This window comes from Nocardiopsis sp. TNDT3 (assembly GCF_003427465.1).
GTDB classification, from domain to species: Bacteria; Actinomycetota; Actinomycetes; order Streptosporangiales; family Streptosporangiaceae; genus Nocardiopsis; species Nocardiopsis dassonvillei.
The window spans coordinates 1-9,486 of sequence record NZ_QPFC01000295.1 but is presented as its reverse complement, the minus strand read 5'-3'; the positions used below and the strand labels follow the sequence as shown (position 1 = coordinate 9,486).

Genomic DNA, 9,486 nt, shown 5'->3' with positions numbered 1-9,486 from the left:
GCCGCCGTCCCGTCGTTCCGGGCCGCCCGGCGGACGGGGACCGGCATGACCGGTCGCACACTCACAAAACGGTTCGAGGCCCTCTGACACCGTGATAGAGTCAAAGACGTCGCCAGGGAGACCGGGCGACACACAACTGAACAACCTGCACTCGTAGCTCAATGGATAGAGCATCTGACTACGGATCAGAAGGTTGGGGGTTCGAGTCCTCCCGAGTGCGCCACCTTGAGACAGTGGAGAAACCGCCGGACCCGCACACCACACGGGCCCGGCGGTTTCTTCTGTGCTGCCCGGGGTCGAGGGGTGGGATCCTCGCCGGAGGCCTTCGTTCCAGGTGTCCTACCCGGAGCGGCCCGGCCGCCGGGACCGGGCCGCCGCCGGGCCGGGTCAGGCCGGGGTGATCTCGGAGACCGTCGACGCGCCCATGTCCGGGTTGGCGCAGACGCGGTCGTTTCCACCCGTGGGCACGTAGGCGGCGCCCTCGTCGTTCTGGAGGAACAGGTGGGCCCCGGCCACCTCGGTGGGGCTGCACTCCTCGGGGTCGTAGACCTCCGGGTTGGGGCGGGACACGGTCACCGTGGCCGCGTCACCCGGGTACAGCGCGAAGACGCCGCCGCCCTGGCCCTCGACCTGCGCGTCGGCCCCGATCCGGTTGCCCTCGGAGTCGCCCCAGTACATGTTCGCGGCGGAGGGGTACATGGTGCACGCCACGTCATCCTGGGGGTCGAGCGGTTCCTGCTTGACCAGCTCGAACTCGACGTGGACGGTACCGGCCGCGCCCTCGCGCGCGGTCTCGGAGATCTCGAAGTCCGCCGCGGTGCAGTCGCGGACGCTCATGGTCCCCGCACCGGAGTCGGCGTCCTCCGCGACCGCGGGCGCGGACGCGAGCAGGAGGGCGGGCAGCGACACCGCGCCCAGGGCCGCGACTCGGACCGAACCCGTGCGAAATGCGCTCGTCATGGCGAACATCCCCCTCATTGCGTGTTCCGTCTGTCGACGTCGATCCATGCTCGACTACGGGTGGTACGACGTCGGTTCCCCCTGTGTCGTTCTCTCCCGAAAGCGATTTAAACAACGTTTACCTATGTCATGCCGACAGACGGCGTCGAGGCACCCCGGCGCACCGGGGCCTCGAACCCCCGCCGGGAGGCCCGGAACGCCGCCAGGCGGCCCGGGGGCTGGCACAGCCCGGGTTCGCGCCGACCCGCGCGACTTCCCGACGACGCGCCCCGACGGCCAACGGCGCGGAAGGCCCGAAGACCCATGGCGCGGTCCCCCGGGCGAACCGGGCGAAGGGCCGCCCGGCTATCCTCCGGAAAGCCGCCTGCCGTGGCGGCGCCCGGGAACCGGAGACCGTACACCGCCCGCCCCCACCCACGGAGCGCCCATGTCAGCACCGAACGCGCGGACCACCAACTGGGCGGGCAACGTGACCTTCGGCAGCCCGCGGGTCCACCGGCCCCGGACACTGGACGAACTGCGCCGCGCCGTCCGCGACAGCCCGCGGATCCGCGCCCTGGGCAGCGGCCACTCCTTCAACCTCGTCGCCGACTCCGACGCCGACCTGGTGCGCCTGGACGGACTGCCCGCGGAGGCGGAGATCGACCCCGAGGGGCGGACCGTCACCGTCACCGCCGGCACCCGCTACGCCGAACTGGTCACCGCGCTGCACGGGCGGGGGTTCGCGCTGGCGAACCTGGCGTCGCTGCCGCACATCTCGGTCGCGGGCTCGTGCGCGACCGGCACCCACGGCTCCGGGGACGGCCAGCGCTGCCTGTCCGCCGCCGTGCGCGCGGTGCAGCTCCTGGGCCCCGACGGCGACCTGGGCTGGCTGAGCCGCGACGCGGACCCGGAGGTCCTCCCCGGCGCGGTGGTCGCGCTGGGCGCGCTCGGCGTCGTCACCCGGCTCTCCCTGGAGATCGAACCGGCGTTCACGATGACCCAGCGGGTCCGCGTCGGGGTGGCCCTGGACGAGGTGGCCGACCACGTCGACGACGTGTTCGGCGCGGCCTGCAGCGTCAGCCTGTTCACCGACTGGCTCGGGGAGGGCTCCGTGTGGCTCAAGCAGCGGACCGACCGCCCCGAGGGCGCCTGGAGGGGCGGTCGGCCCGCGTCCGGGCCGGTGCACCCCGTCCCGGGGATGCCTCCGGAGCCCAGCACGGAGCAGATGGGGGTCGTCGGCCCCTGGCACGAGCGGCTCCCGCACTTCCGTCCCGAGCTGGAGCCGAGCGCGGGCAGGGAGTTGCAGTCCGAGTTCTACGTGCCGCGCGAGGCCGCGGGCGCCGCGTTCGCCGCCCTTCGCGGGATCGGGCACCTGCTCGCCCCGGCGCTGTACGTCGCGGAGGTGCGCACGGTGCGCGCGGACGACCTGTGGCTGAGCCCCGCCCACGGCCGGGACTGCGTCACCTTCCACTTCACGTGGCTGCCGGACCCGCGGGCCGTGGCCCCGGTCCTGGCGGCCGTGGAGGAGCGCCTCCTGCCGCTGGGCGCCCGCCCCCACTGGGGCAAGCTCACCGCGATGGACCCGGCCGACATCACCGCCCGGTACGAGCGCGCGGCGGACTTCGAACGCCTCACACGCGCGCTCGACCCGGGCGGGAAGTTCCGCAACGCCTTCACCGACGCGCTCTTCCCCCGCGGGTGAGACCGGGCCCGCGGCGGCGGTCCGCCTCGCCGGGCCCCGACGAGGCGGCCCGGCGGCGGAGCGCGGTCAGGCCGGGTCGACCCGGTACAGGGTGGTCGTTCCGGACACCTCGTTGGCCACGGCCAGCATCGGCACGCCCCGGATCGGCGAGTCCGAGGCGCTGATGAAGGCCAGGCCCTCCGCGCCGAGGTCGCCCGCCTCGCCAGTGCCGGGCTCGGCGGTGAAGTCGCGGTTGTTGAGGTACTGCACGAAGGACGCCTCGCGGGGGTCGGTGACGTCGTAGACCATCACGCCGCTCACCCGCTCCAGGCCCACGAACGCGTAGGTGCGGCCCGCCACCTCGCCGAGCACGACCCCCTCGGGCTCGGGGCCCTTGTCGTCGCTGCGGTTGTCGAAGGCGTTCTCCGCGTGGTTGGAGTTGAAGAACTCCGGATCGGCCTCGGCGGTGATCCGCTCGAAGTCCGACCCGGAGTCGAAGAGCAGCTCGCCCTCGGTGGTGAAGATCGAGAACGAGCGCCCGCCGAACGCGTACACGTCCTCGTAGCAGCTGCCGTCCTCGCGCAGACCCTCGGCGGCGGTGACCGTGAGCCTGCCCATGTTGGCCTCGTCGAGCAGTTCCCCGGTGCTGTCGACGCCCAGGTCGTTGTCGGCCAGGAACTCCCGCAGGCGCGGGGAGTCCTCGCACAGCGGGGTCTCCTCGGCCAGGTCGCCCAGGCGCGTCTCCTCGGAGTAGCCGTCCCAGTCGCGGGTGTCGCCCTCGTTCGCGGTGACCATCAGGGTCTGGCCGCGCCAGCGGTAGGTGTCGAACCCGTCGGGCTGGTACATGCCGTACACCGGCCAGTTGGCGAGGCGGATGCCGTCGTCCCGGTTCGACACGTCCAGCTCGTTGCCGGGCTCCATGTGGTCCTTGAGGCCCAGGGGCACGATGTCGGTGAACTCGGCGGTGCGCAGGTCCAGCAGCGCGACGGCGTTGGCCTCCTGGAGCACCACCTGGGCGCTGTAGGCGGTGTCCGCGGAGATGTACTCCGGTTCCAGGTTGCGCGCCACCCGGCCCGGGGTGCCCGGTTCGCCGGTGGACAGGTCCGGCCCGAACACCCGCACCCCCGAGGGCAGCTCCCGCTCCCCGTCCCAGGCACGGAAGTCGGCGGTGCGCACGTCGTCCTGGGTGAGGGCGGCGGGCCTGCGGTTCACGCGGATGACGCTCACCGAGCCCTCGGGGTCGACCGAGTAGTCGTCGCTGGGCTCCCCCTCGTTGGCCACCAGCAGCAGCCTGCCCTCGGGCGTGAAGGCGGCCATGTCCGGCAGGGCGCCGACCCGGACCGCGTTGAGCGCGGTGCCGTCGGTGTCGTAGAAGACCACCCAGCCGTCGTCGGTGCGGTCGGGTGCCTCCACCGCCACGGCCACGGTGTCGCCGTGGACCGCCACGGAGTTGGCGACCGCGCCCTCCGGCACCACCGAGCCGTCGGCCGCCCCGACCCCGGGCGTGCGCAGGTCGAACAGCTTGGCGGGGGCCGCGGGGTCGGAGACGTCGAGCACCTCCACGGTGGCGGCCAGGGCGTTGACCACGTACAGGCGCTGGGTGCGCGGGTCGTGGGCGACGATCTCCGCCGCCGCCTCGTCGAAGGAGCCGGTGCGGTAGCTGCCGAGTGCGGACAGTTCGACGCCGCCGCGCCCGCCCTCGCGGGGCTCCTGCCGCTCCGCGTGTGCGGGGGCCGCCGTACCGGTGAGGGCGACGGCGAGGGACACCGCGACCGCCGTGGTCTTGCGCATACGTGCTTCCTGAGGGCTCCGGGGGAATGGGCGCGGTCACGCCCGCGCCGAAGCCAACCAGGGGCGGACGAGATCGGGCTGAACGCCCGGTGGCGCGGGAGTGAAGGCGGGTGGCGACCGGTCCGAGGCGGCGGGGCCCGACGGGAGGGGGCCGCAGGCTTCGGACACGGGCGACCCGTGGCCGGACGGAGAACCGGGCGCTCGCGTGCCAGCGCCGTGACGGCGGCCGTCCTCCGGAGACCCTATCGGCCGCGGGAATGTGCTTGACGCCGTCCTACCTGTGGAAATTCCGCGCGCATGATGCCAAATCGGCGCATTGGCACACCGGCGCATCGGAGAAATCCGCGAAAAAAGCCGCGGGCACGTGTCCGAACGGCACGGGAAAAGGGTGCGGCGCGGGTTCGACGGGTGTCGGGCCCCGGAGGCGGCGGATGCGGCGGGGACGCCGGGAAAAGCCGGGAGGGAAAGTCCCGGAGAACTCAGTGACCGGCCGACCGGAGCCTGTGCCAGGCGGTCGTCCAGCGCTGGCGCTCGGCGGCGTCCTCACCGGCGCAGGCGGTCACGAAGGCCATCAGGAACACGTACCGGGGCAGCTGGGTCCCCTCCAGGACGTCGCGGAAGGTGGTCGCCCGCACCGCTCCCCCGCACAGGTACTCCAGCTCCAGGTAGGACCAGTCGCCCGCCCAGACGAGGTAGCGGCGCATGACCAGCAGGAACTCCGCGGGCGTCTCGGCGTCCAGGGGGTTGGGCCGACCCTCGTAGCCGTCCAGGGCGCGGACGGTCGGGTGGCGCTCGACGGCGGAGCTGGGAGTCGTGAGGACCCGGTCGAGCCAGCTGGTGCGACCGAGGGACCGGTTCGGTCCGGTGGGTTCGAGGACGCCCGTGGTGGTCACACCTTCTCCTTTTCACCGGTCGAAATCGACGTCGCGGGGGTTCTCTCGTACGCGTCGCGCCTGTTCGGCGCCCACGTGAGCAGGGGGGTGGAGAGAACGACGAAGGCCGGATACCAGCTGTTGTGGGGAGAACTCCGGCGCTTCGGTTACGGAGAAACCTACCGGATGAACACGGAACGCGAAAGCGCCTGGCGGCACGGTTTCGGAGAGGCGTTGGTCTCCCTCGTGTGTGACGTCGCCGCCACCGCTTCCACTGTTGTGTGCTTTTACCGCAAAGGACAACAAAGGACATCTGGAACACCGAGCAAAACGTCCCCCATGACGGTAGTGCCCGAAACGCGACCACCTGGGACGTCAGGAGGGAAGCCCCCGGGTTCACCAGATTAACTTGTCCGAATAGGCAATTTAAGGGTGACCGTAACCAGGGTCACGGTGTCCACGCCAGCACTGTGGCGTCGTCGCTCCCCTTGCCGCGCGGATGACGGAGCCGGTCGGGGTCGGCGGCCTCCAGTCCGCGCACCCGGTCCAGCAGGGCGCGCGGTCCCCTGTCCGAAACCAGGGCGAAGGCCCGGTCCCAATCCAGGTCCCCGAAGAGGTCCACCACCCGGCTCGCCCCGTCGGTCATGGCGGTGAAGCGCCCGAGGGGCAGGGTTCCGGTCAGCGCCTCCTCGGCCGCCCGGGGGTGCGCCCCCGCCGTCCAGAAACCCCCGGGAACGTTGCGGTACGCGCGGATGGCGTTCCAGGGGCTCCCCCGACGGGCCAGGTCGCCCCTGAGGTCGTCCAGACGGGTGTCGGTGAGCACGCGCACCCCGCCCCCGCCCTCCACCAGCAGCACGGAGTCGGACAGCACCAGGTACTCCAGCGCGTCGGAGCCCGCCCGGACCGCCACGACCGTGGCGGACGGGCTCTCCTGGTTGGCCAGGTCGCAGGTGTGCGCGTGCAGGGCGGAGGCCGTCGCGATCGCCTCGGCCAGGGCCTCGCGCAGGGGGAGTCCCGTGTCGGCCCCGGCCAGCAGCAGCGCGCCGAGCCGCCGGGTGTACCAGGCCACCCCGTGGGAGCAGCCCGTCTCCACGTCCCGCGGCGCGCTCGCCCCGTCCAGGAGGACCGCGCTGGTCGCTGTCGCCGCGGCGAAGTCCTCGTTGGGTCGGCCGGGGTCGCCCGGCTCCGTGGCGACGTGGAAGGGCACTCCCGGACCTCCCGTTCATGGACGGCGCGTCTGTCGTGGGCACCGCGGCCCCGCCCCGGAGACACGATGACCGCTCCTTACCCCCAGGAAGTTACACCTATGGAAAGCACATCTTTCGGGTAGGTGAACGATTCAGTACTTTTCTTGAGACGGCCGACATCGCACGGCCCGACTCCGGCAAGGACGCGAGCAGGAGAAGCACCCCCCGCGACGAAAGCGGGGACCCGCACCCGCAAGGACCAGAACAGGAACCAGAAGATGACAACGGGATGGATCACCCCATGTGGAATATTCCCTACTATTTTCGGAGAGCCAGGCGAATACTCAGGAGAATGGTTCCGGCCCCGGTCAGGAAGGTGCTCTTCCTTCCCGTCTCATGGAGGCACCGGAGGAGGGACCCGGAACTCACCGTGTCGACCTACCGGCGCGAACCCGTCCTCGCACGGCGCTGGTCCGGTCCCTTCGACACCGAGGACTTCGTCGCCCGGCAGACGAACCGCTTCGCCGACCTCCTGCGTGAACGGGGGATCGACTACTTCTTCTCCCGGTCCAACGGCGTGTACCACCGTTCGGTCGCCGTGTCCGAGGAGGACAGGGCCGAGGTCCTGTCGGTCCTCGCCTCCCGCTACAGCCTCCACGGCTCGTACGTGAGGACTCCGGTCGGGTACCGGCCCCTGTCCCCGCTCCGGCTGCGCCGGCTCCGCCGCGCCCCGGTGATCCGGCTCGGGGAGCACGTCGTCGGCGACCGGGGCCCCGCGGTCGTCGGCCCCGCCCACGGCTTCACCGTGGAGTTCTGGCAGGAGGGCGAGCGGTTCCTCGCCTCCCCCGACCACGAGGAGAGGCTCGACCGACTCCGGGTCGTGGCCCCCGAACACGTCCTGCGGGAGTCGCTCATCGCGCCGCAGCCCAACCCGGTGAGCGAGGTGATCCCCGGCAAGGCCCGGAAGACCGCCGAGGTCAGGGTCGGGGACCGGACCCATCCGACTCTGGACGCCTTCACCTGGGAACTCGCCACCGACCTCACCTTCGCGATCGACGCCGTCTACACCTGGGTCGACGGGGCCGACGAGGCCTGGCGCGCCAGGCGCGACGCCCACCTCGGGGCGAACGCCCCGGCCAACCCGCACTCCGCCTCCGACTCCCGCTACACCAGCCGGGACGAACTCCTCTACTCCCTGCGCTCGCTGGAGATGTTCGCCCCCTTCGTACGCAACGTCTACATCGTCACCGACGGCCAGACGCCACCGTGGCTGGACACCGGCCATCCGCGGGTACGGGTGGTGGACCACACCGAGATCTTCGCTGACCCGTCGGTTCTCCCGGTGTTCAACTCACACGCCATCGAGTCGCAGCTGCACCACATCGAGGGCCTGGCCGAGCACTACCTGTACCTCAACGACGACGTGTTCTTCGGTCGGCCCGTGTCCCCCTCCCTCTTCTTCCACCCCAACGGGCTCGTGAAGCTGAACCCCTCCCCCTACCGCTTCGGCCTGGGCGAGGTCAGCGAGGAGGACCAGCCCGTGGACGCCGCCGCCAAGCGCAACGGCGCGCTGCTGGAGAAGCACTTCGGCAAGGTGCCCGTGTCCAAGTTCAAGCACACGCCCATCCCGCAGCGCCGGTCGGTGGTCGAGGAACTGGAGGAGAGGTTCCCCGAGATCTTCACGCGGACGGCGGTGTCGCGGTTCCGGCACCCGGACGACCACTCCGTGCCGTCGTCCCTGCACCACTACTACGCGCTGTTCACGGGCAGGGCGGTGATGGGCGGCCTGCGTTACACCTACCTCAACCTGGCCGACCTGGACGCGGTGCGGTACCGGACCGAGTCCCTGCTGGCCCAGCGCGACTTCGACGCCTTCTGCGTGAACGACACCACGGAACCGGGCGAGGAGGCCGAGAGGCACGTCGACGGGTTCCTCGGCGACTACTTCCCCTTCAGGAGCAGTTTCGAGAGATGAGGGGTCGCGACGAGGTGGGGACGGGGCGGCCAGGCCGCGACCGGGCCGCCCCCGGGGTCAGCGCACCAGGACGGTGGTGTGCACGTCGATGTTGCCGCTCTCCCAGAGCCAGTCCATCGCGGCCAGGCTCACCCGGGCGCACCCGTGGGAGGCGGGCTGGGCCGGGACGACCGGGTACCCGTGCACGGCGATGCCGCCGTTGAAGTACTTCGGTCTGTACAGCGCACCGTAGGGACCGGGGTCCCAGGCGTCGACCTCGCGGAAGACGGTGTAGGTGCCGGTCGGGGTGGTGGCGATCCGCTCGGTGCCGTCCGAGGACTCGTAGGGCTGACCGGATCCGGTGGAGGTGTTGAGGACGCGCTCCACCTCGCCGCCGGAGACCACCAGCAACAGCTGCCGGTCCAGGTCGATCTCCAGCAGGTCGCCGGAGGTGCTCTGGGCCTCGGGGAGCACGCCCTCGGCGAGGGCGGCGCGGGTGGCGGGGCCCACGACGCCGTCGCGGGCGATCCCGGCGGCCTTCTGGAGCGCCACGACGGCCTGCTCGGTGTGGAAGCCGAACTGGCCGTCCACGCCGTCGATCCAGTAGCCCAGTTCGGCGAGGCGCTCCTGGACGGCGCTCACCCCGGCTCCGGAGCTGCCCTGGCGCAGTTCCGGTCCGGTGCTGACCGAGGTCGGTGCGGCGTGCGCGGCCGGGGCCGCCACGGCGGCGCCCAGGATCAGGGCGAACGCCGCCGCCACGGCCAGGAGGAGGGTGTGCTTCGGGTGCGGTGTCAGGAGGAATCGGGGGGTTGCCATACGTCCTCCTTACCCACCCGGCGCGCGGTTCTCCCCGCCCCGCGGAACCTGTGGACAACTCTCGTCTCCGTGTGCGGGCGGACGTGCGCGGACGCGCTGGCGGTTTCTCGGGCCGCGCGCCCGGCGCGACGACACGCGGACGCCGACGGTGGGCCGCCGCCGAACCCGAGGCCCCCGGCACCGGTCGTCACGGGCGCCTCCCACCACGCGCTCGGCGCGCGGGGTCCGGGGCGCGTCCCGGAC

The 9,486-nt window shown here is 71.9% G+C and carries 7 protein-coding genes and 1 tRNA gene; 3 read left to right on the top strand and 5 right to left on the bottom strand.

From position 1 onward, the window contains the following. The first annotated feature begins 147 nt into the window (after nucleotides 1-147). Nucleotides 148-223: transfer RNA gene (locus tag DQW06_RS07985), tRNA-Arg, on the top strand. A gap of 164 nt (nucleotides 224-387) precedes the next feature. On the opposite strand, the gene DQW06_RS07980 is transcribed toward DQW06_RS07985, so the two are convergent. Next, nucleotides 388-960 carry a DUF4232 domain-containing protein gene (locus tag DQW06_RS07980; RefSeq protein WP_232832979.1) on the bottom strand — a complete coding sequence of 191 codons (573 nt, stop codon included), beginning with the start codon at nucleotides 958-960 and terminating at the stop codon, nucleotides 388-390. Between the two features lie 427 nt (nucleotides 961-1,387). On the opposite strand from DQW06_RS07980, the gene DQW06_RS07975 reads away from it, so the two are divergent. After that, entirely contained in the window at nucleotides 1,388-2,644 is a 1,257-nt protein-coding gene (locus DQW06_RS07975) for an FAD-binding protein (protein WP_117198226.1), read from the top strand. Between the two features lie 66 nt (nucleotides 2,645-2,710). Here DQW06_RS07975 and DQW06_RS07970 read toward each other — a convergent pair whose 3' ends face one another. From DQW06_RS07970 to DQW06_RS07960, 3 genes are all read right to left on the bottom strand, one after another. Beyond that, nucleotides 2,711-4,414 (bottom strand): choice-of-anchor I family protein, encoded by a 1,704-nt coding sequence (locus DQW06_RS07970; protein ID WP_013155756.1) that lies wholly within the window; start codon nucleotides 4,412-4,414, stop codon nucleotides 2,711-2,713. 479 nt (nucleotides 4,415-4,893) lie between these two features. Then, a complete protein-coding gene (locus DQW06_RS07965) occupies nucleotides 4,894-5,307 on the bottom strand; it encodes a hypothetical protein (protein WP_013155757.1) in 414 nt (137 codons plus the stop codon). Nucleotides 5,308-5,734: 427 nt separating this feature from the next. Then, nucleotides 5,735-6,493, bottom strand: a complete 759-nt coding sequence (locus DQW06_RS07960; RefSeq protein ID WP_013155758.1) for a protein phosphatase 2C domain-containing protein — start codon at nucleotides 6,491-6,493, stop codon at nucleotides 5,735-5,737. Between the two features lie 410 nt (nucleotides 6,494-6,903). Between DQW06_RS07960 and DQW06_RS07955 the strand changes: the two genes are divergently transcribed. Continuing rightward, the gene (locus tag DQW06_RS07955) at nucleotides 6,904-8,448 is read left to right on the top strand and encodes a stealth family protein (RefSeq protein ID WP_198662402.1); all 1,545 of its coding nucleotides are present in this window, start codon (nucleotides 6,904-6,906) and stop codon (nucleotides 8,446-8,448) included. A gap of 57 nt (nucleotides 8,449-8,505) precedes the next feature. Here the strand turns inward: DQW06_RS07955 and DQW06_RS07950 are convergent, their stop codons facing one another. After that, nucleotides 8,506-9,243 (bottom strand): L,D-transpeptidase family protein, encoded by a 738-nt coding sequence (locus tag DQW06_RS07950; protein ID WP_117198224.1) that lies wholly within the window; start codon nucleotides 9,241-9,243, stop codon nucleotides 8,506-8,508. Nucleotides 9,244-9,486 lie beyond the last annotated feature (243 nt).

What these genes read in the sequence shown, in the direction of transcription:
- DQW06_RS07980 (WP_232832979.1), bottom strand. Translation starts at nt 960, where the DNA reads ATGACGAGCGCATTTCGCACGGGTTCGGTCCGAGTCGCGGCCCTGGGC.
- DQW06_RS07975 (WP_117198226.1), top strand. Translation starts at nt 1,388, where the DNA reads ATGTCAGCACCGAACGCGCGGACCACCAACTGGGCGGGCAACGTGACC.
- DQW06_RS07970 (WP_013155756.1), bottom strand. Translation starts at nt 4,414, where the DNA reads ATGCGCAAGACCACGGCGGTCGCGGTGTCCCTCGCCGTCGCCCTCACC.
- DQW06_RS07950 (WP_117198224.1), bottom strand. Translation starts at nt 9,243, where the DNA reads ATGGCAACCCCCCGATTCCTCCTGACACCGCACCCGAAGCACACCCTC.